Genomic DNA, 24,485 nt, shown 5'->3' on the forward strand with positions numbered 1-24,485 from the left:
GGCACCGTCGATGGACGCCGCCGCCCGCAAGCTCTGTGGATCAGGCGCTGCGCACCTTTTCCAGGAACTGGCCCACCTGGGACTTCAGCTCGCCCGCCTGTTCGGCCAGCTTGCCGGAAGCGCCGAGGATCCGCTGTGCGGACTCGCCGGTCTCGCCGATGGCCTGATGCACGCCGGAGATGTTGCTGCCCGCCTTCTGGGCGCCGTTGGCAGCCTCCTGCACATTGCGGGAAATCTCCTTGGTCGCCGCCGACTGCTCTTCCACCGCCGACGCGATCGTCGTGCCGATCTTGTCGATCTCGGAGATCGTCGTGGTGATTTCCTTGATCGCATCCACCGCGACCCGGGTGGCCGCCTGGATGTCATTGACCTGCTCCGCGATGTCTTCGGTGGCCTTTGCCGTCTGGGTCGCCAGACCCTTGACCTCACTGGCGACGACCGCGAAGCCCTTCCCGGCTTCGCCGGCCCGTGCCGCCTCGATCGTGGCATTGAGGGCCAGCAGATTCGTCTGCTCGGCGATGTCGGTGATCAGCTTGACGACCTCGCCGATCTTCTGCGCGGCCTGGGCCAGGCCTTCGACCTGCTCGTTCGTCTTCTGGCCCCGGTCGACGGCCTGCGCCGCGATCTTGGACGACTGGTTGACCTGACGCCCGATCTCCTCGATGGAGGCAGCGAGTTCCTCGGCGGCGCTGGCGACCGTCTGCACGTTGCCGGCGGCCTGCTCGGCCGCGCCGGCAGCCGCATCGGCCTGCACCTTCGCGTTGTCCGCCCGTTCGGCCATGCCCTTCGATGAACTCTGCATCTCGCCCGAAGCCGCGGAAACCGACTCGACGACCCCCAACACGGAGGCCTCGAAGCCGTCGGCCAGTGCCATCATGGCTGCCTGCCGCTCCATCGCCGCCGCCGCGCGTTCTTCCTCGATCTTGGTGTTTGCCTTTTCGACCTCGGCCAGGCCGTCGCGGAAGACCATCAGGGTCGTCGCCATCTCGGCGATCTCGTCATTACCCTTGACCGCAAGCTGCGCCTTCAGGTTGCCGCCCGCGATCTCACGCATCGCCGCCACGACCGCGGAGAGGCGGGCGACCAGATTTCGACCGACATAAAGCCAGGCGATCGCCAGGGCGAAACCGAGGCTTACCACCGCAATGACGGCCAGCCAGAGCTGGCCTTGCGAAATGGCGCTCTCAGAAGAGTTGGTACCCTCGTTCAATTCATCAGCCGCCTGCGCCACCAGGGCGTCGACCTGCGTGGCCAGCTGCTGTGTCAGTTGACGGCTGTCGTTCAGCACGTCCTCGGCATAGTCGGCCGCTTCGAGTTCGGCCTTGCGCAGGGTGAAGATGTTCACTTCGTCCGCCCCGAGGGCGACAAGACTGCCGATCAGGAAACCGAGAGTTTCGGCCTGCTCGCCTTCGGGGATCAGCCCAAGGCTTTCGCTCAAGGTCGCCACGGCCGTATCGAAGCGCTCCTTGAGGGGCTCCAACCGGCTGGCATCGTTGGTGTTGGCGGCGTCGCGCAGGATGCCGTCCAGTAGGTTCGACTGGGCCTCGACCTGGAGGACGGCGCGCAGAGAGGTCACGCCGCTGTCAAACAGCTCCGTCACGGCCTCGCCGCCGATCAGCGATGCATCATCGGCCTGGATGACCAGCTCGAAGTTGACGTCGTCGACCAGCGGCACGGTGATCGACAGGATGTCCGCATGAACGCTGGTGATCTCTTCGACTTTCGTTTCCCGTGCGGCGCGGGCCGCAAGCATTTCACCGACAGCCTCGTCCAGCAATTGCAGGTTGGCCGTTGCCTCTCCTGTCATCGCCTCGATTGCTTCCAGCTGTTCCGACTGGCCGAGACGTGCGCGCAGGGCTGTCAGGTTGGCGTTCATCGCGGTGCTCATCTCCGCAAGCACCGCTTTGCGTTCCGCGCGCTGCGCATCATCCCTAGCGGCAACCAGGGCCGGCGCCTCGGCGGAGAGGGCCGCGCTGATGGAGGACAGCCTCAGCGCCTCGGTCATCGCCGGCACGCTGCGGCTGGTGACCTGGTAGAAGACCTCTCCCACGTTCGAGAAGGCGATCAGCGCCACCGCGCTGGCGGCAACGGTCAGAAAGGCCACAGCGCCGAAAGCGCTGAACAGTCGTGCGCGGATGCCGCTCATGCGTTGCTGAAGGCCTCTGCGACCCGGCTTCCCGGCCTTCCCGGCCTTCCCAGACGGTTCGGCAGCCTGCTTCGCCGCCGGGGAGGGCTTCGCCTCCTTGGTTTTTGGATTGCCCATCACACTAACCCCAATGCTGCAACCGAAGAGCCCGCATGGGCTTGCGGTAGAAAGGGGCGCCCGGAAGGGGCGCCCCTTTGCAACTGTTCCAGTTAGCTGGCGCCGCCGAGGCGTTCGACCGCCTTGAAGGTGCCGTCAGACTGGATGATGGAGAGGAAGACCTCGTCCATGCCCTGGTTGTCGCCGGGGCCATAGGTCAGCGTAACGCCGCCCAGATCAAAGCTGCCGGTTTTGGCAACGGCCTGCAGGAAGGATTGCCGGGTCAGTTCCCCACCGGCATTTTCCAGGGCCATGATGGCGATGCGGCCGACCATGTAGCCCTCCAGGGAGACGAAGCCGGGCTCGGCGCTGGGGTCATGCGCCTTCATCGCAGCCTGGTACTGCTTGACCAGCGGGATCGAGGCATCCCAGGGGAACGGCACGACCTGGGTGATCACGACGCCGTCGCCGTCCTTGCCGAGTTCCTGGGCCAGCGCCTTGGAGCCGACGAAGGAGATGTTGACGAAGGTCGCCGACAGCTTGGTCTTGCGGGCAAGCTTGATGAATTCGGCGATCGGCTTGTAGGCGCCAACCATGACCACCGCCTGCGGCTTGGCCTTGCGGATCGCCAGCAGGGCGGACTTCACGGCGGTCGTGTTGCGCTTGTAGGTGCCCTCGGCGACCAGCGACAGGCCACGCTTCTCAAGCGCCTTGTTCACGCCGGCAAGACCGACGCGGCCGAAGGAGTCGTCCTGATAGAGGATGGCGATACGGTCGTACCCCAGATCCTCGGTCAGATGCTTGATCCAGGCCTCGGTCTCCTGACCGTAGGTGCCGCGGACGTTGATGACGTTGTCCAGCGCCGGGTCGCGCAGGAAGCCGGCGCCGGTGAACGGGCCCACAAAAGGCACGCCGGCGTCGGTCGCGATCGGCTGGGTGGCCTTGGAGGTGGGCGTGCCGACAGCACCGATCAGACCGAAGACCTGGTCCTGGTTGATCAGGTTCTGGACGTTGCTGATGGCCCGCTCCGGCTCGTAGCCGTCATCGTAGCTCTTGAGTTCGAGTTGACGGCCGGCGACGCCGCCATTGCGGTTGGCCTCGGCGAAGGCCGCCAGAATACCCTCGCGCATGCCGGTGCCGAGTGCGGCCGCCGGGCCGTCAAGCGCGGCAGACTGGCCAAAGGTTATGGTGGTGTCGGTAACACCGACCTCGGCGTTTGCCGCCATCGTTGTGGTGGCCGCCATGGCAAAAACAACGGCCGGCAGCAGCGCACGCTTCAGGTGAAGATTTCCCATGATCCCCAAGATCCCTTCTAATCATTACGTTTGTGCTCGGCTTTGAAGCTCTCGGAACAAAACCCAAGGGCAACTGCAAGCTTAGGGGGGCTATAGGGAATGCAAGTGAAGTATCCGTTAATACAGCAAATAGCGAGTCAACTTGATCAATCTAAAGTACGCAAGATGTTTGCTTAACGAATTCTTGATGGCCGGCGAGAAGGAGAAGCCCGGCCAAAGGGAACCGCTGCGAAGGAATGCACGCCTACCGATGATTGCTTATCTGCCCTGGGATCGAAACGCGCTCCCGGTTCATCGGTTTGCGCCTATGGGAACGAAGCCCGTCGGCGTTACGGCAGCGGTTGCTGCTGGGTGATGCAGTGGATGCCGCCACCGCCGACCAGGATGTCGCTGGCCGGCACCTGAACCACCTGCCGGTCGGGAAAGCTCCCCGCGACGATCTCCCGGGCAACCGGGTCCTGCGGGTCGCCGAAGGACGGCATCACCACGCCACCGTTGGCGATGTAGTAGTTTACATAGGACAGCGACAGCCGTTGGCCGTCCAGGTAGCGGGCCTCGCGGGGCAGCGGCAGTTCGACGACCTCCAGCGCCCGCCCCTTGGCGTCCCTCGCTTTGGCAAGCCGGGCCAGGTTGTCCCGCAGGATCGCGTGGTTCGGGTCGGCCGGGTCGTCGCAGGTCACAGCCATGACGACACCGGGGCGCAGGAAGCAGGCGATGTTGTCGACGTGGCCGTCGGTGTCGTCCCTGTCCAGGCCCTGGCCCAGCCAGACCACAGCTTCGATGCCGAGGTAGCGGCGCAGCAGATCCTCGATGGCCGACCGGTCCAGATCCGGATTGCGGTTGGGGTGCAGCAGGCACTCCTCGCTGGTCAGCAGCGTCCCCTCACCGTCGACGTGGATCGAGCCGCCCTCCAGAACCAGGGGCGCCCGGTACCGCGCCACGCCGAGCTGCGCCAGAATCCGCTCGGCGACCAGGGCATCCTGGTCGTAGGGGTGGAACCTGTTGCCCCAGGCGTTGAAGCCCCAGTCGACGCCCGCCAGCCCGCCTTTGCCGTCGACCAGGAAGCTGGGCCCGAAGTCGCGCATCCAGGAGTCGTCGAGCGGCAGGGCAAGGCAGTCGACCTCCACGCCGCAGCGCGCGCGGGCATCTTCCAGTTCCGCGGGCTTGGCCAGCATGGTGATCGGCTCGAAACCGGCGATCGCCCGGGCCACGGCGGCATAGGCGTCGCGCGCCTTGTCGAGCCCCTCTTCCCAGAGGCTGCCACGGCAGGGCCAGGCCATCCAGCAGCGCTCGTGCGCGGCCCATTCGGCCGGCATGAAGAAGCCGTCCTCGACGGGAGTCCGTTCAGCCATGGCCCCTCCCCCCGGCGCCAAGCCCGGCATCACTCGGGCGGCAGATCCAGCTTGATGTGCAACTCCGCCAGCTGGCGCGCGCTCACCGGCGCCGGAGCCTGCATCATCAGGTCTTCGGCCCGCTGGTTCATGGGGAAGGCCACCACCTCGCGGATGTTCGGCTCGTCGGCCAGCAGCATCACGATCCGGTCGATGCCGGGAGCAGAGCCGCCATGCGGCGGCGCCCCGAACTTCAGGGCGGAAATCATGCCAGCAAACTCGGAATCGACCTGTTCCTGGCTGTACCCCGCGATGCCGAAGGCCTTGTACATCACTTCAGGCAGGTGGTTCCGGATCGCCCCGGAGGACAGCTCGACGCCGTTGCAGACGATGTCGTACTGATAGGCCAGAACCTCCAGTGGCTCGTTGGTGTCCAGCGCCTCGAGCCCGCCCTGCGGCATGGAAAAGGGGTTGTGGCTGAACTCGATCTTGCCGCTGTCCTCGTCCAGTTCGAACATCGGATAGTCGACGATCCAGCAGAACCGGAAAGCGTTCTTCTCAAGCAGGTCCAGCTCGTCGCCCAGCCGGTTGCGGACCTGACCGGCCAGCTTGGCGGCCGCCCCCTCCTTGTCGCAGGCGAAAAACACCGCATCGCCGTCGCCAAGCCCTGCGCCGGCCTTGATCTGCGCCGTGCGCTCAGGGTCCAGGTTCTTGGCAATCGGCCCCTTGGCGCTGCCGTCCTCGGCAAAGATGATGTACCCCAGACCGGCCGCGCCTTCGCTGCGGGCCCAGTCGTTCAGCTTGTCGAAGAAGCTGCGCGGCCGGCCGGCTGCGCCCGGCGCGGGAATGGCCCGCACCACCGATCCGCCCTCGACCGCCCTGGCGAAGATGCCGAAGCCGGACCCGCGGAAAGCCTCGGTCACGTCGGCGATCTCCACCGGGTTGCGCAGGTCCGGCTTGTCGGAACCATACTTCAGCATGGCCTCGCGAAACGGGATGCGCGGAAAGGGCTGCGCCGTGACCGCCCGGCCGTTGCTGAACTCTTCGAAGACACCGCCCAGCACCGGCTCCAGGGCGGCGAAGACATCGTCCTGGGTGACGAAGCTCATCTCCAGATCGAGCTGATAGAACTCGCCGGGCGAGCGGTCGGCGCGGCTGTCCTCGTCGCGGAAACAGGGCGCGATCTGGAAGTAGCGGTCGAAGCCGGCGATCATCAGCAGCTGCTTGAACATCTGCGGGGCCTGCGGCAGGGCATAGAACTTGCCGGGGTGCAGGCGGCTCGGAACCAGATAGTCACGCGCGCCTTCAGGGCTGCTGGCGGTCAGGATGGGCGTCTGGAACTCCTGGAAACCCTGCTCCACCATGCGCCGCCGGATGGAATCGATGACCGCCCCGCGCAGCCTGATGCGTGCCTGCATCTTTTCCCTGCGCAGATCGAGATAGCGGTAGCGCAGGCGGGTCTCCTCGCCGGCATCCTCCTCTGAATTGACCTGCAGCGGCAACACCTCGGCACGCGACTGCACCGCCAGTTCCTCGACCTGGATCTCCACCTCGCCGGTCGGGACCGACGTGTTAACCGTATCCGGCGTTCGCTTGACGACCGGGCCGGTCACGGTGATGACGCTCTCGACCCGGGTTTGCTCCAGGTCCTGAAACAGGGGGCTGCTGACATCGATCACGCACTGGGTGATGCCGTGGGTGTCGCGAAGGTCGACGAAAAGCAACTGCCCGTGATCGCGTTTGCGATGAATCCATCCGGAAAGCCTTACACGCTCGCCGGCGTGGGCCGCGCGCAGTTCTCCACAGCTATGACTACGATAGGGGTGCATCGGAAAAGGTCCTGGGATCTTGTCGGCGGGGCAGTCAATGAGCGCGCAAAAGGCCGGGATTTGGCCGCTTTGTCAAGTCTGCAGGCGGCCGCTGGTGGCGCCGGGCCGGGCCGGGGGTGGGCGCCTACTTTCCTGGCCTGCCGCCGCCTCGGCGCTTCCACCCCATAGTGATAACGTGTATACCGCTGACATGAGCCTGATTACCGAAACCGCGGAGTTGGAAGTCCTCTGCGGGCGCCTTGCCAAAGCCGACTTCATCACCCTCGATACCGAATTCCTTCGCGATTCGACCTACTGGCCGAAACTCTGTCTCGTCCAGGTGGCGGGTTCGGACCACGAGGCCGCCATCGATGCGCTCTCCCCCAAGCTCGACCTCGCCCCGCTTCTGGCCCTGTTCGATGACCCGAAGATCCTCAAGGTGCTTCACTCGGCCCGCCAGGACATGGAGATCTTCTTTCATCTGACCGGGCGTCTGCCGGCGCCGATCTTCGACACCCAGGTGGCTGCCATGGTCTGCGGCTTCGGGGAGTCCGTGGGCTACGATACCCTGGTGCGCAAGATGACCGGCGCGCATGTGGACAAGTCCTCTCGCTTTACGGACTGGTCGCGCCGTCCCCTGGCCGAGCGCCAACTGAACTATGCGCTGGCCGACGTGACGCATCTGCGCAAGATCTACCGCAAGCTGGCCGCCCGCCTGGCCAAGTCGGGCCGGGCCGCCTGGCTGGAGGAAGAGATGGCGGTGCTGACCTCGCCGGAAACCTATCGGCTGGAGCCGGAGAATGCCTGGCGCCGGCTCAAGACCCGCTCCAACGACCGCCGCTATCTTGCGGTGCTGCGGGCGCTTGCGACTTGGCGCGAGGAAGAGGCGCAGCAGCGCGACGTTCCGCGCGGGCGCGTGCTCCGCGACGAGCAGCTCTTTGACATCGCCGCCCACCGGCCGACAAGCGATGCGGAGCTTGCCCGCTCCCGCGGCGTCAGCAAGGACATGGCCCGCGGCCGCCTCGGCCGGGCCATCCTGGAGGCCGTCGGCCGCGCGCTGGCCCTGCCGGATACCGAACTGCCGACACCGCCACCGAAGGGGTCCGCCCCCAACGGCGCCGGGCCGCTGATCGACCTGCTCAAGGTCCTTCTGAAGCTGCGCTGTGACGAGCATGACGTCGCACAGAAGCTGATCGCCAACTCTGCCGACCTCGATCAGATCGCGGCCAGCGACAAGGCTGACGTGATGGCCCTGAAAGGCTGGCGCTACGAGATCTTCGGCCGCGACGCCCTCGCGCTGAAGCGCGGAGCGGTCGCCCTGTCGGCCAGGGGCAACAAGGTGCGTCTGGTGAACCTCAAAGAACGCGAGGAAGCGGGTTGACCGCAGGGCGCCGTCTCTTGCGAGGGCTGGCCGGCCTGGCAGTTCTGGCCGGCCTCGTGTTCTTGGCTGCGCCTCAAGCCGCCAAGGCGGAGAGCCTCAGCCCCCCCGGCGGCGGCTTCGGGCTGCCGGTCGACTGCGTGATGGGCGAGCTCTGCAGCATTCAGAACTACATCGACTATGACGGCGGCGAGGGCTGGAAGGACCACACCTGCGGCAGCCTCAGCTACGACGGGCACCGGGGTATCGACTTCCGCGTTCCCACAGAGATCGAGATGCGCGAGGGCACTGCGGTGATCGCCGCAGCCGACGGAGAGGTGATCTTCGCTTTCGACGGCCAGCCCGACATCCTCATGAGCGAGACCGGGCCGGGAAAGACGCGGGAGGAAAGGAACGGCAACTGGGTCGCCATCAGTCATGGCGGCGGCTGGGTCACCACCTACGCCCACCTGATGAAGGGAACCGTGGCGGTGAAGAAGGGGGACCGCGTCAAGCGAGGCGACAGGCTGGGCCTCATTGGTCTCTCCGGCAACAGCGAGTTCCCCCATGTCCACTTCGCCGTCACCCATCGGAACAAGCTGCTCGATCCCTTCACCGGTCTGGAGCCTTCAGCGGCTTGCGGCGAGATGGGCCAAAGCCTCTGGTCTGACGCGGCGCAGGCGCAGATCCCCTACCGCGCCGGAGGGCTCCTCTCCGCCGGCTTTCTTGACCGTCAACCAGACCACCAGGAGATCCTGGCGGGCATCGATGCGCCCGCGGGAATCTCAACTGAAGGGAGGGTGCTCGTTTTTTGGGCGGGAACTTGGGGGCTCCGCGAGGGTGACCTGGAAACGCTCATGATTCTCGGGCCGGACGGGCGAACCTTCTTCAACAACAAACGTGTGCTTGAGAGAAACAGGGCGGTCTGGACGGTGAGCTTCGGCTTGCGAAAAAGAGGCGAGAACCTGCAGCCCGGTCAGTACGTCGGGTTTTACAGGGTTCAACGCCCAAACGCGGACTGGGCGAAAACAGTTCTCGCGGTGCGCAAGACAGTCGCCGTTCGCTAAACGACGATCCGGCAATCGTCGAAGCCGCCGATGGCGGCGAGCGCCCGCAGGCGGCGGTGTACAGCCTCGCCGTCGGGCACGGTCCCGTCATTCGGCAGCACCAGTTCCAGCACACGGCCGTCGACACGCAGCTGGCAGCGGTCGAGAATCTCCCCGGTTGCACCGGAGACGCGGAAGGCCAGCCTGAGGGCCGAGCCCAGCAGGTTGGCCCGGGTCCGCCAGTTTTCGCTGAGCAGCATCGTGGCAGCCTCGCTGTCCCGTGAAGCGGCTCCCCCGCCATAGCGCAGAAAGACGGTGTACGCCAGGAAGCTGCGTCCCCGATGGTCGATGGCCACCAGCGGATAGTGCAGAACACGCCGCATCGCCTGGCTTGCGCGGAAGTCCGGATGCTCGCGCCAGGCAAAGTCTGAGAGATGGCAGGCAGCCTCCCTCAGCCGCCGCTCCTCTGTATCCTCGTCTGGAAAGAGCGGATCGCTCCAGCGCAGCAGTGCATCGCCGAGGCCGCCGAAGCGCCCTTCCCGTTCGGCAAACTCACGTGCTGCTGAAAGCAACGGATCCTCAGCCTGATGGCGCTTGGAAAGCTGGTCGAAGAGATAACCTTCACGCAGGCCGAAGGTCGAGAAGCTCACGTCCTGCGACCTCGTCTTCCGCAGCAGTCGCCCGAGGACCAGCGATCCCAGCGGCAAGGTTTCGCGCCGCCGCCGGGAGATGAAGTCAATCCCGGAAAGCGAGCTCTTTCCCTGGCGGCTCACCAGACGCGCCAGCTTGACCGCCTCGTCGCTGGTGATTGTGTGGCCGTGGATGGCGTGCAACGGGTGACGCTTCTGTTCTATGTGCAGGCGCGCCAGATTGCGCCAGGCGCCTCCCACGGGATAGAAGAACCGCCCCTCCCCCGCCTTCAACCAGTCCACGGCCTCCAGGGCTTCGTCGATCTTCCCCCGCGCCTTCTGCCGGTTGTCGCCACAGCTTTCCATCAGGCGCAGCGGCCCCAGCGCCAGGGTCGTCGCCGCACCGATCTTGCCGTTCTTGACGTCGACCAGTTCCAGGCTGCCGCCGCCGAGATCCCCCATGATGCCGTCGGCCTGCGGATTGCCGGCAATAACCCCGAGCGCCGACAGCCGGGCCTCCTCGGCACCGCTGAGCACGGTCACCGAATGCCCGCAGGCCTGTTCGATGGTCTTGACGAAGTCGGGCCCGTTCTGGGCATCGCGGACGGCCGCCGTTGCGATCAGATCGACACGCGCCACGCCCATGGCGTGGGCCAGCGCCGTGAATCGGATGAGGTTCGGGACCGCCAACTCGACGCCCCCCGGGCTCAGCTGGCCGCTGCTTTGCAGCCCCCGGCCCAGCCCGCAGAGCACCTTTTCATTGAAGACAGTGACCGGCGCCCGCTTCAGGCCGTCGAAGACCACCAGCCGGATCGAATTCGAGCCGATGTCGATGACCGCGATCCGCCGATCCTTCGTCGCTGATTTCGGAAGCCTCGAGAGCGTCGCGCGGGAAGCTACATCCATGGAGCCTTTACATCTTCTTGAGCACCAGCCTCGGCGCCTTCTTCGACTTCTTCAGGGCCGACCCACGCCCGGACAGGCTGGGGTTGGTCATGAAGTAGGTATGGGCGCTGAAGGATTTGGTGGTGGACCTGACGCGGCGATAGGTGCCCTCGGGCTCCAGAATCCAGGACTGCGCCTCGTCGTTGAGATTGGCAATCATGATCTGGTCTAGAATCTGCTGGTGGACCGTCGCGTTCTCAATCGGCACCAGGGTCTCGATCCGCCGGTCGAGGTTGCGGGGCATCCAGTCGGCGGAAGAGATGAAGACCTTGGCGCTTCGAGACGGTAGCTGTTTGCCGGCGCCGAAGCAAACAATTCGGCTATGCTCCAGAAAGCGGCCGACAATCGACTTGACCCGGATGTTCTCCGACAGGCCGGGCACACCCGGCCGCAGGCAGCAGATGCCGCGCAGCACCAGGTCGATCGACACCCCGGCCTGAGAGGCCTTGTAGAGGGCATCGATGATCTCCGGGTCGACCAGGGAGTTCAGCTTGACCCAGATCGTGGCCGGGCGGCCGGCCCTGGCATGGGCGATCTCGTCGTCGATGAGCTCGAGCAGCGTGGACCGCAGCGTGAGTGGCGCAAAGGCGACCTTGTCCATCGCCTTGGGCTTGGCGTAGCCGGTCATGTAATTGAACAGACGGGTCGCGTCGCGGGCCAGCAGCGGATCGCAGGAGAAATACGAGATGTCGGTATAGATGCGCGCGGTGATCGGATGGTAGTTGCCGGTGCCGTAGTGCACATAGGTGCGCAGAGACGCCCCCTCCTGCCGCGCGACCAGCGAGATCTTGGCATGGGTCTTCAGCTCGATGAAGCCATAGATCACCTGCACGCCGGCCCGCTCCAGGTTGCGCGCCCAGCGGATGTTGCGCTCCTCATCGAAGCGCGCCTTCAGCTCGACCAGCGCGGTGACCGACTTGCCGGCCTCGGCCGCCTCGGCCAGGGCCCGCACGACGGGAGAGTTCTCCGAGGTGCGGTAAAGCGTCTGCTTGATGGCGACCACCGCGGGATCCATGGCCGCCTGGCGCAGGAACTGGACGACCACATCGAAGCTCTCGTAGGGGTGATGGACGGCGAAGTCCTTTTCCCGGATGGCTTCGAAACAGTCCCCGCCGAAGTCGCGGATACGTTCCGGGAAACGGGGGTTGTAAGGCGTGAACAGCAGGTCCTGGCGGTCGTCGAGGATGATTTCCTTGGTATCGACCAAGCCCAGCATGCCGTCCAGCGGAAAGACATTCGCCCGCTCGACCTGAAGCTCGCGGATGACGAAGTCGAGCAGCGTCGTCGGCATGTTCGAATTCACCGTCAGGCGGATGACCGATCCGCGCCGCCGCCGCTTCAGGGCGGTCTCGAAAACGCGCACCAGATCTTCAGCCTCTTCCTCCACCTCCAGGTCGCTGTCGCGCAAGACCCGGAAATAGCCGGTCGACGTCACCTCGAAACCGGGAAACAGCTCGTCGAAGTAAAGCAGCAGCACCTCTTCCAGCCGAATGAAGCGCGCGCCGTCGCCCGGCAGCCGCAGGAAGCGTTCGATCTTGCCCGGCAGGGAGATCAGGCCGTTGATGTGGGTGTTGTCCTCGTCGCGCAGCAGCTCGACCACCAGGCAGAGCCCACGGTTGGGGATGAAGGGAAAGGGATGGGCCGGATCGATGGCGATCGGCGTCAGCACCGGGTAGAGCTGCTCTGTGAAGTACTGGTCGAGCCAGCGGCGCTCGGGGCGCTTCAACTCTCGTGGCCTGACCACTTCGATGCCCTCGGCCTTCAGTTCGCCGATCAGGTCGTGCCATTTCTCCTGTTGCCAGCGCATCAGCTTGGCGACGCGCTCGTTGATGGCGGAAAGCTGCTGGCCGGGGGTCAGCCCTTCGGGTGTACGGGTTTTGACTCCGGCGCGGATCTGACCCAGCAGGCCGGCCACACGCACCATGAAGAACTCGTCGAGGTTGCTTGCGGAGATGGACAGGAATCTCAGTCGCTCGAAGAGGGGATGATTGGCATTGTAGGCTTCCTCGAGCACACGCTCGTTGAAGGCCAGCCAGGAGATCTCGCGGTTGATGAACCGCTCCGGCGCGGCAAGATCGATCGCGGCGACCTGGGACCCTTCGGGCAGGTCGGATTCCTGCTCGAGCTGCTCTATCTCCAGTGCCACGCTCTCACTTTTGACCACTTGAGAATCTCCCGTCCTGTGTCCTATCCGAAAGACCGCTTCCTATAGCACGGCTCCCTTCCCCCTTGATGACAGATTGATGGAACTCTGCGGGGACGCCGGCAACGCCTGTGCGGTACCAATCCTGACGAAGAAATCCTAACAGTATGCGCCCCAAGGGACAAAGCGGCCCTGGCGGGCAGGAACAGGCGCGCCCCGCCTGCTGGGAGCAAACGGGGGCCACGCCGGAGTATGAATAAAATTTCCGAACAAAATCAGATATCTAAGAGGCAATCTCCCAGTATCCGTCCGGCTTGAGGCAGGCGACGCCGTAGCCCGCCTGACGCTGGTTGCCGACAATGATCTCCTGCTGGAACTCGCGGCAGTAGTTCCCGCTCCGGTCGCTGCCCTCGCGGACCGGAACCACCGCCCCGGACGCCCGTCCGTCGTACCAGCGAATGGACTCGCCCAGCGGCGCAACCGTCGCTCTCTGCTGGGCCACTGCGTAGCTGTGGCGCTGGCTCTCGTTCAACACATCCACGATCTGCAGGGCGAGGATCGCGAAGATCGCCCAGTCCCGATCGTCGTGGCGGTCGTAGCGCTGCTTCCTGTGAGTATGTTTGTAGTGATGGTGGTGATGTCCGCCATGGCGGTAGTGGTGCTTCTTCTTGTGGCGGTGCTTTTTGGGGTAGTGGTGATAGACGTGTTTCTCGACGTAGACCTTCTTCTTGGCCTTCTTGCGTTTTGGCTTGTGCCAGTGATGGTGGTGATGACCGCCGTGATGGTGGTAGACGTGCTTCTCCGCCTTCTTCCAGTGCTTGCGATGCTTCTTGTAGTGCCTGTGCTTGTGTTTATGCCTGTGATCGTCGTCGTAGTCGTACCAACGGTAGTAGCGGTAACCGTCGTCATCATCATCGTCGGCATGAGCCGGCGCTGCGGTGAGCAGAAAAGCCGCGCAGGCGGCGAGCGCAAACGTTCTTATCATTTTCCCGATCCTTCCAAAGCTGCCTCGAAGCCATGGTGTGATCGGTGCTACGCCGCTGCCGCGCGGCGCATCCCCGCAGCCGTTTAATGTCACAGCAACGTGTTTGCGCGATACGTCAACCCGGACCGCGTCAGACTTTCACCCGAACCTACAGTGTCCCGGGAAAGGCGCCCCCGTCCAACAGGATGTTCTGGCCGGTGATGTAGCCTGCCTGCGCTGCGCAGAGGAAGGCGCAGGCCTCTCCGAACTCTGCAGGATCGCCGAATCTGCCCGCCGGGTTGCCATCAGCACGTTCCTTGGCGACTTCCTCCACCGGCCGGCCCGCGTTGTCCGCCACCACCTGAAGGTTCGAGCGCAAGCGATCGGTATCGAAGGGGCCGGGCAGCAGCGCGTTGATGGTGACGTTATGGCGCACGGTCTTGCGCGACAGCCCGGCGACGAAGCCCGTCAGGCCCGCGCGCGCCCCGTTGGACAGACCGAGGATGTCGATGGGTGCCTTCACCGCGGCGGAGGTGATGTTGACGATGCGCCCGAAGCGCCGCTCGATCATGTGATCGACCGTTGCTTTGATCAACTCTATCGGGGTCAGCATGTTGGCATCCAGCGCCTTGATCCAGACGTCGCGGTCCCAGTTGCGGAAGTCGCCGGGCGGCGGACCACCGGCGTTGTTCACCAGGATGTCCGGCGTCGGGCAGGCCTCCAGCGCCTCGGCGCGGCCTTCCGGTGTGGTGATGTCGGTCGCCACCGCGGTCACCAGCACGTCGCTTGCCTCGCGGATTTCCTCCGCAGTGTCGGCCAGTGGGCCAGCAGTGCGCGCGACAATGGTCACATCAACGCCTTCGCGTGCCAGCGACATGGCGCAGGCCTTGCCCAGCCCCTTGCTTGCCGCACACACCAGAGCCTTGCGGCCTTTGATACCGAGATCCATCCGGGGCCTCCCTTGTCCGTCTACTTGCTGCTGTCTTCTTGTGGGTCTGCGTGAAACGCCGTGCCCGCTTCGGAGAGAACCAGCCGCACCAGCGGTACTGTGATCTGGCGTCTTGCCTCCAGCGCACGGGTGTCGATTGCCGATACGATGCGGCGGGCCGCATCCAGCGACCGGTCGATGCGCGGGGCGAGGAACTGAATGACCTCCGGCGTTACCGTAAGCTGCCGGTCGGAAAAGAGCTTCACCAGGACGGCCTGCACCAGCGCCTCGTCCGGCTCGCTGAGTGCGACGGCCTGCATGCCGGCGAGGCGCGAGCGCAGATCCGCCAGGGGACAGGACCATCGGGCCGGCGGCAGCCGGTCGCTCAACAACAGATAGCCGCCGCGCTCGAGCATCATGTTGTAAAGATGCAGCAGGCGCCGCGCGACCTCCGGGTCATGCTCAAGAGTCTCGGCAACGGTCTCGACGACGCAGGCGCCTGCCTCCCCCAGAAGCGCCGGCGGCTCGTGCCGGCGCAGACCGGCCGCGTCCACCGAGACCGCGCCGCTGCTGTGCCGCCAGACCTGGCAGAGGTGGGTCTTGCCGCTGCCCGGCGGCCCGTAAACGGCAAGCGCCTGCGCGGGCCACTGCGGCCAGCGGTCGATCCAGGCAACCGCCAGTTCGTTGCTCGGCGCCACCAGAAAGTCCTCGCGCCCCAGCGCCGGGCGGTGCCCCAGATCGAGGGCCAGCTGCCGAGTCGCCTTCACGCCTGGTCGTCCGGCCCCGTCCGCTGTGCTTCGCCGGGATGACGGCTGGCCATAGAGGAGCTGTGCTCACCGGTGTAGAGGTCGCTGCGGAGGTACTGGCTGACGGCGAAGCGCACGCCGACCCCGACGATGGCTGCCACGGGTACCGCCAGGAGCACACCGACAAACCCGAAGAGCGCACCGCCGGCCAGCAACGCGAACATGACCCAGACAGGGTGAAGCCCGACCTTCTCGCCCACCAGCTTGGGGGTGAGGAAATTGCCCTCGATCGCCTGCCCGACGAAGAAGATCGCCGCGACGATGGCAACATCGAACAGGCTGTCGAACTGCACCAGCGCCAAGCCGACCGAAAGGAAGAGGCCGACCAGCGAGCCGACATAAGGGATGAAGGAAAGCGAACCGGCAACCAGCCCGACGACCAGCCCGAAGTCGAGGCCGACCAGCGTCAGCCCCACCGCGTAGAAGACGGCCAACAGCACGCAGACCATGCCCTGCCCGCGCAGGAAACCGGCCAGGGTCTGATCCACTTCCCGCGCCAGGCCACGGATCGTCTCGAGGTGTTTGCGCGGCAGGACGTCGTCGGCCTGGTCGACGATGCGGTCCCAGTCGCGCAGAAGGTAAAACGCGACCACGGGCGTGATGACCAAGAGAGCAAGGAAATTGAAAAAGGCCACGCCGCCCGAGATCAGACCGCCCAAAAGCTGCGTCAGCCAGGAGACCAGTCTGTCCGCCGAACCGCCGAGGGCTTCGCGCAGACGGTCCAGTGTCTCCGGCGCCAGCCGGTCCTTCAGCATGGCGATCAGTTCGCCGATCTCGCGTTGAATCGCACTCACATAGACCGGTGCGCGTTCGATCAGGGTTGCGATCTGCCCGACGATGGCCGGCACCAGGATCAGCAGGATGATCACACAGATCATCAGAAAGGCGACGGTTACAATGGCGGTCGCCCAGGTCCGCGACAGCTTCCACTTCTCCAGTCGGTCGCAGACGGGATCGAGCAGATAGGCCACCGCCATACCGGCAACGAAGGGCAGCAGCACGCTGCGCAGCAGATAGACGCAAGCGAGAACGACGACGAGCAGAACGAGCCAGAACCTCCAGCTTCGTGCAATGGGTGGAGCTGGTGGCTGGGCCGCAGCACCCGCCGGCCCTGGCTCCGCGGGCCCGCCGCGCGCCGGTGGATCTTCCCGGGGCGCCGTCATTGCGTCTCGGGCGGCAGCAGCGGATCGGAGCCCGGGGGCTGACCAGGGGGCGGCGGCTGATCGGGCGCCAAAGATCGGTCAGGCGGCGGCTGGATCGACCCTGCGCCGCCGGCGGGCCGCCCGGTCAGTGTCAGTTCCCAGTTGCTGTCTTCACGCAGCGAGAGGAACAGGTCGCGCTGGGCAAGGGCCCGCGTCAGACGGCCCTCGTCACCGACGAAGGAGATCTCCATCTTCGCCTCGTTGCGCGTCAGCGTATTGACGTCGACCGCCTGTATCGCGGCCACGCCGCCGAGACGCTGCTTGACCGTCAGCCAGTCCGACAGGCCCGTCAGCGGTACGAAGACGGCAATGGAGCGGCGGTTGCCGAACTGCAGCACGTTTTGCTGCTTCCAGGCTTCCTGAACCGCTGCGTCCACCCCGCCGGCGGCTCGGGCGAAAAATCCGGCGCCGGCCTCGCCGTCTTGCTGGGTCACGGCGTCGCGTGTCGTTGTCAGGCGCCGGCCCTGTTCATAGCGGCTGATGACGATGTCGAGGCGCGCGCCACCCAGCGCCGGATCACCGCGCAGCGTTGCATGGGCGACCAGGACGGCGCTTGCACCATAGTTGGCCGCGATGGCGCCCAGTGCGGTTGCGTCGCCGGCCAACGCGCGCGCGGCATCCACCGAGGCCACGTCACTGAGATCGCCCAACGGCACCCGAACCGGAACCAGGCCTTCGTCCGGCCCGCGCTGGGCCCAGGCGCCGCGCCAGGGGTTGGGCTCACGCCAGAGACGCGGTGCCTCGCCCTCCGCCCCGAAGACCGGCAGGACCACCAACGGCTTGCTGCGGGTCTCCGCGAAGCCCACGCCGCTGTTGCGGAGCAGCGTCCGCACTTCCTGGGGATTGAAACGGAAGTTGAGCTCGGCCAGATACCGGACCGCGGATGTCCGTTCGTTGTTGACCGAGAAATCGAGCACGTAGAACTCCACCAGGCCCGGGCCCAGCACCGGAACGCTGCCCTGCTGGGCCTTGGGGACCAGGCGGTCGACCAGCCGGACAAAAGCGGCCTGGTGGCCGGCGCTGATGGCCGCCTGACGGGCCTCGGCCGCCGTGCCGGCGGTCTCGTCCACCGGAACCCCGCGCACCGTGTAGATGTCGCTCTGCGCCGATGCCGGCACCGCAGCGACTGAAAGCAGCGCGGCAACGCCCGCAAAGGCCAGCAGGAAAGCTGGAATCGAAGCGCTGCAGCGCCGGCGAAACCGCATTGCAAACCGTCCCGGATTCTCTATGGTCGCCCGTCACAGCGGGCTCTCTCGCGTCCCACCTAAATACTCCATGTGATGGGAGGAAGCCATAACAAGCCGGGATCCCAACCACAACACGCTGAGCTACAAGGACGCTGGCGTGGACATCGATGCCGGCAATGCGCTGGTTGAGGCCATCAAGCCCCTGGCGCGCGCCACGGCGCGCAGCGGGGCGGACGCCGGCCTGGGCGGATTCGGCGGGTTCTTCGACCTGAAGGCCGCAGGCTTCAAAGATCCGCTGCTGGTTGCCGCCAACGACGGGGTGGGCACCAAGCTGAAGGTCGCCATCGAGGTTGGGCGCCACGACAGCGTCGGCATCGACCTCGTTGCCATGTGCGTCAACGATCTGGTGGTCCAGGGGGCCGAACCCCTGTTCTTCCTCGACTACTATGCGACCGGTCGTTTGGACGTCGCCGCCGGGCAGGCCGTCATCGCCGGAATTGCGGAGGGCTGCCGTCAGGCGGGCTGCGCCCTCATCGGCGGCGAGACCGCCGAGATGCCGGGGCTCTACGAGGGTGCGGACTACGATCTGGCCGGCTTTGCCGTGGGCGCGGTCGAACGCGACGCGGTCGTCACCGGGGCCGAGGTCGCGCCGGGGGACCTGCTGCTCGGCATCGCCTCCTCCGGCCTCCATTCCAACGGCTATTCCCTGGTCCGCAAGGTGATCGAGACCCTGGGTCTCGGCTACGATGCCCCGTCGCCTTTCGAGCCTCAGCAGACCCTCGGCGAAGCCTTGTTGGTGCCCACCCGCATCTATGTCAGGCCCTGCCTGCAGGCCCTCGCGACGGGCGGGGTCAAAGCGCTGGCGCATATCACAGGCGGCGGCTTCCCGGAAAACCTGCCGCGCGTGCTGCCCGACGGCCTGGCTGCGCGTTTGCCAGGCATCGACTGGCCTGTCCCGCCGGTGTTCCGCTGGCTGGCGCGCGCGGGCGGCATCCCGCCGGCGGAGATGCTGCGGACTTTCAACTGCGGGATCGGCATGGTCATGGTCGTCGCGCCTGAGAGCCGGGCGCAGGTCATCGAAGTCCTTGAACGGGCCGGCGAGCAGACCTTCGTCATCGGCGCCATTGAGGCCCGCGAAAGCGGCAAGGCGGCTCTGCATGTCGAAAACCTGGAGAGCAGTTGGCCGGCATGAGGGTTGCGGTCCTGATCTCCGGACGCGGCAGCAATCTGCGCTCCCTCCTGGAAGCCGCAGAGGCGCCTGGCTACCCCGCCAAGATCGTCCTCGTTGTCGCCAACCGTCCGGACGCCGGCGGCCTGGAGCACGCCGCCGCCTTCGGCGTTGCCAGCCGGGTCGTCGATCACCGGACCTTCGATGATCGCGCCGGCTTCGAAGCGGCGCTCGACGCAGCCCTTGCCGAAGCCGATCTCGACCTCATCTGCCTGGCCGGCTTCATGCGCGTCCTCTCCGCGGCCTTCGTCAAACGATGGGAAAATCGGATCATCAACATCCATCCCTCCCTGCTGCCGCTGTTTCCGGGCCTGGACACCCATGCCCGCGCGCTGGATGCGGGCGTGAAACTGCACGGCTGCACCGTCCACTTCGTGAACGAGGCCGTCGACGGCGGCGCCATCATCGGCCAGGCCGCGGTCCCGGTGCAGGCCGGCGACGATCCGCAGAGGCTGGCGGCGCGGGTCCTGCAGGCCGAACACCGCCTCTATCCCCACTGCCTGCGCCTGCTGGCGGAGGGCCGGGTGCACCTGCTGGAGGGGCGCAGCCAGATCGAAGGGGCGTCCGACCCCGGCGCTGCGCTCTTCAGCCCCGATCTCTCGGCCTGAAGCCGCCGCCCCGCGACCGGCAGGACTTGCCCGCACAAGCGGTCTCGGGCTAGAACCTCAGGCGAAGAATCGCAGGGGTTCCAGGATTCCAGGAACGGCAATGGCAGAACCTTCTGAGGATAACAGAGAACAGGGAAACGACATGTCGGATGATCCACTGCTCCGGGAACACCAAAGCAACTGGAAGGGCTTCGTGCGCCTCATGACCTACTCGACGGCGCTCGTGGTGCTGATCCTTGTGGGGATGGCGCTCTTCCTGCTCTAGCTGCAGAACGCTTTTCCGGCCCCGGCCGGACTGAAAAGGGCGGGCCCTCAGGGCCCGCCCTTTGTATCTCTGCCGCATGTCCGGCGATGCCGGGGCGCGGCGCCTAGCCGACCAGTTCGTCGTCGCTGAAGAAGAACTTGATCTCGACCGCCGCTGTATCGGCCCCGTCGGAGCCGTGCACCGAGTTGGCTTCGATGGATTCGGCAAAGTCGGCGCGAATGGTGCCGGGCGCGGCATCGGCCGGGTTGGTGGCGCCCATGACCTCACGGTTCTTGGCAATGGCGTCCTCGCCTTCCAGAACCTGCACGACCACCGGCCCGGAGGTCATGAAGTCGCAGAGATCGCTGAAGAAGGGCCGCTCCCGGTGGACGGCATAGAAGCCCTCGGCCTGCTCGCGGGTCATATGGATGCGCTTGCTGGCGATGATGCGCAGGCCCGCTCCCTCCAGGCGATCAGTGATCTTGCCCGTGATGTTGCGCTTGGTCGCATCCGGCTTGATAATCGAAAAAGTCCGCTCGATGGCCATGGACTCCGGCTCTCCTTCTGATTGACGCTTGCTGATTGACGCTTGCTTGCGGGGTGACGCTTGCCGGCCCCGGCGAAAGATCGAGACAGGCACGCCGGCGAGAGCCGGTCAGCGCTGATTTTCGCGGGGCTTATAGACGCTTTGCCAGGCAGGGGCAACGGCCCCGGGCCGCGGAGCGCCCCCGCCCGAACCCGACCCCGCGGGCCTTTCGGTGCGCGACCCGCCGTGCTATCACCCTGCGCCGCAAAGGCCGTTAATCCGCCACAGGGCCCGACCACACGCCGGCAGCCGGATTTATGTTGCATATTAACGACTTATCCTATCGCGTTCAGGGCGATCCATTGTTCGACCGCGCCACCGTCGCGGTCAACGGCGGCGAGCGCGTCGGCCTGGTCGGGCGTAACGGCAGCGGCAAGACAACTCTCCTGAAAATCATCTCCGGTGAGCTTCACCCCGACCAGGGCAGCGTTTCCGTGCCGCGGCGGATGCGCATCGGCAAGGTGGCGCAGGATGCCCCCTCCGGGCCCACCAGCCTGATCGACACCGTGCTCGCCGCCGATCAGGAACGCAGCACCCTGCTGGCCGAGGCGGAGGAAACCAGCGATCCGGCCCGCATTGCCGAGTTGCACGAGCGGCTGGCCGCGATCCAGGCCGACAGCGCCCCGGCCCGGGCGGCCCGTATCCTCGCCGGGCTCGGCTTCGACGAGGCGGCCCAGCAACGGCCCTGTGCCGAGTTTTCCGGTGGCTGGCGTATGCGGGTCGCCCTGGCGGCGCTGCTTTTTGCCGCCCCGGACCTGCTGCTGCTGGACGAGCCCACGAACCATCTGGACCTGGAGGCCGCACTCTGGCTCGAAGGGTTCCTGAAAAGCTATCCGGGCACCCTGCTCCTGGTTTCCCACGACCGCGGACTGCTGAACCGGGCGGTCAACCGGATCGTTCACCTGGAACAGCGCAAGCTGACTGCCTACAGCGGCAACTACGACCGCTTCGAGCGCCTGCGCCGGGAACACCTGGAGCGGCAGGCCGCGTTGCATGCCAAGCAACAGGCCGAGCGCCGCCACATCCAGGCCTTCGTCGACCGCTTCCGCTACAAGGCCAGCAAGGCGCGTCAGGCGCAGTCGCGCCTGAAGGCTCTGGCGCGCATGGAACCGATCGCCTCGGTCATGGAGGAACGCACGGTCGCTTTCAGTTTTCCGGAGCCCGGGCGCCTTTCTCCGCCGGTCATAACCCTGGAGAACGCGGCCGTCGGTTACGAGCCTGGCAAGGCCATCCTCTCGCGTCTCGACCTGCGCCTGGACATGGATGACCGGGTGGCATTGCTGGGGGCCAACGGCAACGGCAAGTCCACCCTCTCCCGCCTGCTGGCCGGCCGCCTGAAGGCAATGGAGGGGCGCATGACCCGCTCCGGCAAGCTGAAGGTCGGCTACTTTTCTCAGGATCAGGCCGAGGAACTGGACCTTCAGGCGACGCCGCTGCAGCTGATGGAGCGGCTGATGCCGCTGGAAACCGAAACCAAGCTGCGTTCACAACTCGGCCGCTTCGGCTTCGGCGCCGACCGGGCGGAGGTGGCGGCGGGCAAGCTTTCGGGTGGGGAAAAGGCACGCCTGCTCTTTGCCCTGATGAGCCGCGAAGCGCCGCACGTGCTGATCCTGGACGAACCGACCAACCATCTGGACGTCGACTCGCGCCAGGCCCTGATCCAGGCCCTGGGCGCTTTCGAGGGCGCGGTGATCCTGGTCAGCCACGACCCGCACCTGATCGAGCTGACCGCCGACCGCCTCTGGCTGGTCACCGAAGGCACCGTGACCGCCTTCGACGGCGACATGGACGATTACCGGAAGCTGCTGATGGAGCAACGCCGGCAGGAGCGTTCGCGCCAACGCGGCGAGCGCCCCAGGAAAGTCGACGTCGTATCCAAGAAGGATCGCCGGCGGGCTTCGGCGGAGGCCCGCGCCGCCGTGGCCGATCTGCGCAAAGCCGCCAAAAAGGCCGAGGCCGAGATCGACAGACTCGGAAAGGAAAAAGCGCGCCTGGAAGCCAGGCTGGCCGACCCGGAGGTTTACGAGGGGCCAACCGCCGCTTTGCAGGACCTGCAAATCACCTTCGGCCAGATCAAGCAGAGCCTGGCTGAAGCGGAGGAGCGCTGGCTCACCCTTCAGACAGCCCTGGAAGACGCTTAACCATCGTGAGGGAGGCCGCCCGGCGCCAGGGGGCCGGGACGCCAGAACGGCAGCTGAGTCTCGCGGCGCACCGCGGCCTCATCCAACCCGATATCGCGGATCAGATGGGGTGAGGCCTCCAGCAGGCGGGTCAGCTCGCGCCGAAAGGCCCGGCGCTTGACCCAGCAGGCCAGCCGTTCAGCCAGGGTCGCCGGGCTGCGGCGATGTTCGGCGGCGCTCTCCCGCGCGTCGCTTCCTGACGGAAATGAGATTACCGTCGCACCGGCAAATGCGCGCAGGTCATCCATCTCCACCTCCTCGTCTTACTCTAAATCTCTGTATATCAGATAGATAAACTTGACAGCCTCGTCTCTCAATGGATGAATACTCATTCATGCCATGAGGAAAAATCATCCGAATGCGGCGCCGCCTACCTCCTTTGAATGCGCTTCGGGCCTTTGAGGCTGCCGCCAGGCTGAGCAGCTTTACGAAGGCTGCGGAAGAGCTTTCCGTCACCCAGGGAGCGATCAGCCGGCAGGTGCGCGGCCTGGAAGACCACTTCGGAACCGACCTTTTCCGGCGCGGCCACCGCTCCGTCGAGCTGACCTCAGCCGGCAGCCGCCTGCTCCCCGCCTTGAGTGCGGCCTTCGACCAGATCATGGTGGCCGCCGAGCGGGTGAAGGAGCGGCCCGGCGAGATCAAGTTCAAGTCGGTGCCGACCATCGCGGTCCGCTGGCTGGTCCCGCAGATCCTCCGATTTCAGGCCGAGCGACCGGACATTCAGGTCCGGCTGACCACGTCTTGGTGGCATGTCGATTTCGCGCGCGAGGACTTCGACGCCGGGATCATGGTCTTCGAAACCCGCGAGGATCGGCCCAACGCCGACTTGCTGATGGTGGAGCGCATGGCGCCGGTCTGCGCGCCGGCTCTCCTGGAGGGCCCGCGTCCGCTACGCAAGCCGGAGGATCTCGCCCACCACCGCCTTCTGCATGCCGTACCGGATCACCGCGACTGGCGGATTTGGCTGACACGCAATGCGGTCGATGGTGTCGATGCGGAGAGTGGCGAGGACTTCGACTTTCTCGACGCCACCCTGCAGGCCGCCGTTCAGGGCTATGGCGTGGCCATGGGCGATCTGATGCTGATCGACGAGGACCTTAAGGCGGGGCGCCTGGTGATGCCCTTCGATCGCCCGCCGACGGAGATCGGGGCCTACTATCTGGTCTACCCCGACGGCCGCGCTCTCAGCCCGCAACTGGAAGCCTTCCGGGATTGGCTGCACGCAGCGGCGGCGGTCGGCCGGACGAGCATGGACGACGAGGCGCCGGCCTAAGCCTTCTGCGACCAGCGTCCGCCTTCATCCTGCTGCCAGTAGGTCACGCCGTGCCCGGCGCCTTTGAGCGCAGTCCACTGGGCGCGGGCCGCCGACACGGCATCCGGATCGCCGCCGTCAAAGAGAATGGCGCAGAGTGTGAAACGCGAAAGATCTTCGCTTGTGCTGCCGTCCGTCAGAAACAGGACCTCGGCGCCGTTGGGCGCGGCATCCTCCGTCGTCAACCAGATGGGCTGCAGTTCGGCGCGCCCGTCCCTGATGCTTCCGTGCGGCAGAAAGGATCGGTCGTTGTAGGTCCAGAGGCCGGCGGCCAGAGCCTCCACCCGCTCCTCCGAACCGGCCTTGACCACGGCCCGCTGGCCGCGCTCAAGTGTCCGTTCCAGCATCTGCGGCAGCGCCTGATGCAAAGGCGTACGGGTCAGATGATAGAATCGGACCTCGGTCATCGCGGTGGCCTCAGGACCGGAAGCGCACAGGGGACAA

At 65.8% G+C, this 24,485-nt stretch carries 21 protein-coding genes; 7 read left to right on the forward strand and 14 right to left on the reverse strand.

What is annotated here, in order from left to right; all coding sequences use genetic code 11:
- Positions 1 to 40 precede the first annotated feature (40 nt).
- From ACO06P_RS03775 to aspS, 4 genes are all read right to left on the reverse strand, one after another.
- Positions 41 to 2,146: a methyl-accepting chemotaxis protein gene (locus ACO06P_RS03775; RefSeq protein ID WP_420348673.1), complete on the reverse strand. Its 2,106-nt coding sequence runs from the start codon at positions 2,144 to 2,146 to the stop codon at positions 41 to 43.
- A 209-nt stretch (positions 2,147 to 2,355) separates the two neighbouring features.
- Positions 2,356 to 3,537, reverse strand: coding sequence for an ABC transporter substrate-binding protein (locus ACO06P_RS03780; RefSeq protein WP_420348674.1), 1,182 nt, complete (start codon positions 3,535 to 3,537; stop codon positions 2,356 to 2,358).
- 329 nt (positions 3,538 to 3,866) lie between these two features.
- A complete protein-coding gene (aguA, locus tag ACO06P_RS03785; protein ID WP_420348675.1) occupies positions 3,867 to 4,889 on the reverse strand; it encodes an agmatine deiminase in 1,023 nt (340 codons plus the stop codon).
- Between the two features lie 29 nt (positions 4,890 to 4,918).
- Complete coding sequence (aspS, locus tag ACO06P_RS03790) at positions 4,919 to 6,697, reverse strand: aspartate--tRNA ligase (protein WP_420348676.1); 1,779 nt, start codon at positions 6,695 to 6,697, stop codon at positions 4,919 to 4,921.
- A gap of 190 nt (positions 6,698 to 6,887) precedes the next feature.
- Between aspS and rnd the strand changes: the two genes are divergently transcribed.
- On the forward strand, positions 6,888 to 8,057 hold the full coding sequence (rnd, locus tag ACO06P_RS03795; RefSeq protein ID WP_420348677.1) for a ribonuclease D: 1,170 nt from the start codon (positions 6,888 to 6,890) through the stop codon (positions 8,055 to 8,057).
- Complete coding sequence (locus ACO06P_RS03800; protein WP_420348678.1) at positions 8,054 to 9,100, forward strand: M23 family metallopeptidase; 1,047 nt, start codon at positions 8,054 to 8,056, stop codon at positions 9,098 to 9,100. Before rnd ends, ACO06P_RS03800 begins: the two co-directional genes overlap by 4 nt.
- Here ACO06P_RS03800 and ACO06P_RS03805 read toward each other — a convergent pair.
- The 7 genes from ACO06P_RS03805 to ACO06P_RS03835 form a co-directional block, all read right to left on the reverse strand.
- Positions 9,097 to 10,614, reverse strand: coding sequence for a Ppx/GppA family phosphatase (locus ACO06P_RS03805; protein ID WP_420348679.1), 1,518 nt, complete (start codon positions 10,612 to 10,614; stop codon positions 9,097 to 9,099). The genes ACO06P_RS03800 and ACO06P_RS03805 overlap by 4 nt on opposite strands.
- A 7-nt stretch (positions 10,615 to 10,621) precedes the next feature.
- Positions 10,622 to 12,793 (reverse strand): RNA degradosome polyphosphate kinase, encoded by a 2,172-nt coding sequence (locus ACO06P_RS03810; protein WP_420349694.1) that lies wholly within the window; start codon positions 12,791 to 12,793, stop codon positions 10,622 to 10,624.
- Between the two features lie 286 nt (positions 12,794 to 13,079).
- Complete coding sequence (locus ACO06P_RS03815; protein ID WP_420348680.1) at positions 13,080 to 13,781, reverse strand: hypothetical protein; 702 nt, start codon at positions 13,779 to 13,781, stop codon at positions 13,080 to 13,082.
- Between the two features lie 148 nt (positions 13,782 to 13,929).
- Positions 13,930 to 14,709: an SDR family oxidoreductase gene (locus tag ACO06P_RS03820; protein ID WP_420348681.1), complete on the reverse strand. Its 780-nt coding sequence runs from the start codon at positions 14,707 to 14,709 to the stop codon at positions 13,930 to 13,932.
- A 20-nt stretch (positions 14,710 to 14,729) separates the two neighbouring features.
- A complete protein-coding gene (locus ACO06P_RS03825) occupies positions 14,730 to 15,455 on the reverse strand; it encodes an HdaA/DnaA family protein (RefSeq protein ID WP_420348682.1) in 726 nt (241 codons plus the stop codon).
- Positions 15,452 to 16,657 (reverse strand): AI-2E family transporter, encoded by a 1,206-nt coding sequence (locus ACO06P_RS03830; protein WP_420348683.1) that lies wholly within the window; start codon positions 16,655 to 16,657, stop codon positions 15,452 to 15,454. Before ACO06P_RS03830 ends, ACO06P_RS03825 begins: the two co-directional genes overlap by 4 nt.
- Entirely contained in the window at positions 16,654 to 17,901 is a 1,248-nt protein-coding gene (locus tag ACO06P_RS03835; protein WP_420348684.1) for a DUF2066 domain-containing protein, read from the reverse strand. The genes ACO06P_RS03830 and ACO06P_RS03835 overlap by 4 nt, the downstream gene beginning before the upstream one ends.
- A 139-nt stretch (positions 17,902 to 18,040) precedes the next feature.
- Between ACO06P_RS03835 and purM the strand changes: the two genes are divergently transcribed.
- The 3 genes from purM (at position 18,041) to ACO06P_RS03850 (ending at position 19,984) form a co-directional block, all read left to right on the forward strand.
- Complete coding sequence (gene purM, locus ACO06P_RS03840; protein ID WP_420348685.1) at positions 18,041 to 19,075, forward strand: phosphoribosylformylglycinamidine cyclo-ligase; 1,035 nt, start codon at positions 18,041 to 18,043, stop codon at positions 19,073 to 19,075.
- Positions 19,072 to 19,719: a phosphoribosylglycinamide formyltransferase gene (gene purN, locus ACO06P_RS03845; RefSeq protein WP_420348686.1), complete on the forward strand. Its 648-nt coding sequence runs from the start codon at positions 19,072 to 19,074 to the stop codon at positions 19,717 to 19,719. The genes purM and purN overlap by 4 nt, the downstream gene beginning before the upstream one ends.
- A 142-nt stretch (positions 19,720 to 19,861) precedes the next feature.
- Positions 19,862 to 19,984, forward strand: coding sequence for an aa3-type cytochrome c oxidase subunit IV (locus ACO06P_RS03850; RefSeq protein ID WP_420348687.1), 123 nt, complete (start codon positions 19,862 to 19,864; stop codon positions 19,982 to 19,984).
- Positions 19,985 to 20,087: 103 nt separating this feature from the next.
- On the opposite strand, the gene ndk is transcribed toward ACO06P_RS03850, so the two are convergent.
- On the reverse strand, positions 20,088 to 20,510 hold the full coding sequence (gene ndk, locus ACO06P_RS03855; protein WP_420348688.1) for a nucleoside-diphosphate kinase: 423 nt from the start codon (positions 20,508 to 20,510) through the stop codon (positions 20,088 to 20,090).
- A gap of 296 nt (positions 20,511 to 20,806) precedes the next feature.
- Between ndk and ACO06P_RS03860 the strand changes: the two genes are divergently transcribed.
- Positions 20,807 to 22,690: an ABC-F family ATP-binding cassette domain-containing protein gene (locus ACO06P_RS03860; protein ID WP_420348689.1), complete on the forward strand. Its 1,884-nt coding sequence runs from the start codon at positions 20,807 to 20,809 to the stop codon at positions 22,688 to 22,690.
- On the opposite strand, the gene ACO06P_RS03865 is transcribed toward ACO06P_RS03860, so the two are convergent.
- Entirely contained in the window at positions 22,687 to 22,977 is a 291-nt protein-coding gene (locus ACO06P_RS03865) for a DUF1127 domain-containing protein (RefSeq protein ID WP_420348690.1), read from the reverse strand. The two genes, ACO06P_RS03860 and ACO06P_RS03865, sit on opposite strands and share 4 nt — an antisense overlap.
- 110 nt (positions 22,978 to 23,087) lie before the next feature.
- Between ACO06P_RS03865 and gcvA the strand changes: the two genes are divergently transcribed.
- The gene (gene gcvA, locus ACO06P_RS03870) at positions 23,088 to 24,002 is read left to right on the forward strand and encodes a transcriptional regulator GcvA (RefSeq protein WP_420348691.1); all 915 of its coding nucleotides are present in this window, start codon (positions 23,088 to 23,090) and stop codon (positions 24,000 to 24,002) included.
- Here the strand turns inward: gcvA and ACO06P_RS03875 are convergent.
- On the reverse strand, positions 23,999 to 24,448 hold the full coding sequence (locus ACO06P_RS03875) for a DNA polymerase III subunit chi (RefSeq protein WP_420348692.1): 450 nt from the start codon (positions 24,446 to 24,448) through the stop codon (positions 23,999 to 24,001). The genes gcvA and ACO06P_RS03875 overlap by 4 nt on opposite strands.
- Positions 24,449 to 24,485 lie beyond the last annotated feature (37 nt).

Origin of the sequence: Pelagibius sp. (genome assembly GCF_965227505.1) — a bacterium.
Classification (GTDB): Bacteria; Pseudomonadota; Alphaproteobacteria; order Kiloniellales; family Kiloniellaceae; genus Pelagibius.

What these genes read in the sequence shown, in the direction of transcription:
- ACO06P_RS03775 (WP_420348673.1), bottom strand. Translation starts at nt 2,146, where the DNA reads ATGAGCGGCATCCGCGCACGACTGTTCAGCGCTTTCGGCGCTGTGGCC.
- ACO06P_RS03780 (WP_420348674.1), bottom strand. Translation starts at nt 3,537, where the DNA reads ATGGGAAATCTTCACCTGAAGCGTGCGCTGCTGCCGGCCGTTGTTTTT.
- aguA (WP_420348675.1), bottom strand. Translation starts at nt 4,889, where the DNA reads ATGGCTGAACGGACTCCCGTCGAGGACGGCTTCTTCATGCCGGCCGAA.
- aspS (WP_420348676.1), bottom strand. Translation starts at nt 6,697, where the DNA reads ATGCACCCCTATCGTAGTCATAGCTGTGGAGAACTGCGCGCGGCCCAC.
- rnd (WP_420348677.1), top strand. Translation starts at nt 6,888, where the DNA reads ATGAGCCTGATTACCGAAACCGCGGAGTTGGAAGTCCTCTGCGGGCGC.
- ACO06P_RS03805 (WP_420348679.1), bottom strand. Translation starts at nt 10,614, where the DNA reads ATGGATGTAGCTTCCCGCGCGACGCTCTCGAGGCTTCCGAAATCAGCG.
- ACO06P_RS03815 (WP_420348680.1), bottom strand. Translation starts at nt 13,781, where the DNA reads ATGATAAGAACGTTTGCGCTCGCCGCCTGCGCGGCTTTTCTGCTCACC.
- ACO06P_RS03820 (WP_420348681.1), bottom strand. Translation starts at nt 14,709, where the DNA reads ATGGATCTCGGTATCAAAGGCCGCAAGGCTCTGGTGTGTGCGGCAAGC.
- ACO06P_RS03830 (WP_420348683.1), bottom strand. Translation starts at nt 16,657, where the DNA reads ATGACGGCGCCCCGGGAAGATCCACCGGCGCGCGGCGGGCCCGCGGAG.
- ACO06P_RS03835 (WP_420348684.1), bottom strand. Translation starts at nt 17,901, where the DNA reads ATGCGGTTTCGCCGGCGCTGCAGCGCTTCGATTCCAGCTTTCCTGCTG.
- purN (WP_420348686.1), top strand. Translation starts at nt 19,072, where the DNA reads ATGAGGGTTGCGGTCCTGATCTCCGGACGCGGCAGCAATCTGCGCTCC.
- ACO06P_RS03850 (WP_420348687.1), top strand. Translation starts at nt 19,862, where the DNA reads ATGTCGGATGATCCACTGCTCCGGGAACACCAAAGCAACTGGAAGGGC.
- ndk (WP_420348688.1), bottom strand. Translation starts at nt 20,510, where the DNA reads ATGGCCATCGAGCGGACTTTTTCGATTATCAAGCCGGATGCGACCAAG.
- ACO06P_RS03860 (WP_420348689.1), top strand. Translation starts at nt 20,807, where the DNA reads ATGTTGCATATTAACGACTTATCCTATCGCGTTCAGGGCGATCCATTG.
- ACO06P_RS03865 (WP_420348690.1), bottom strand. Translation starts at nt 22,977, where the DNA reads ATGGATGACCTGCGCGCATTTGCCGGTGCGACGGTAATCTCATTTCCG.
- gcvA (WP_420348691.1), top strand. Translation starts at nt 23,088, where the DNA reads ATGCGGCGCCGCCTACCTCCTTTGAATGCGCTTCGGGCCTTTGAGGCT.
- ACO06P_RS03875 (WP_420348692.1), bottom strand. Translation starts at nt 24,448, where the DNA reads ATGACCGAGGTCCGATTCTATCATCTGACCCGTACGCCTTTGCATCAG.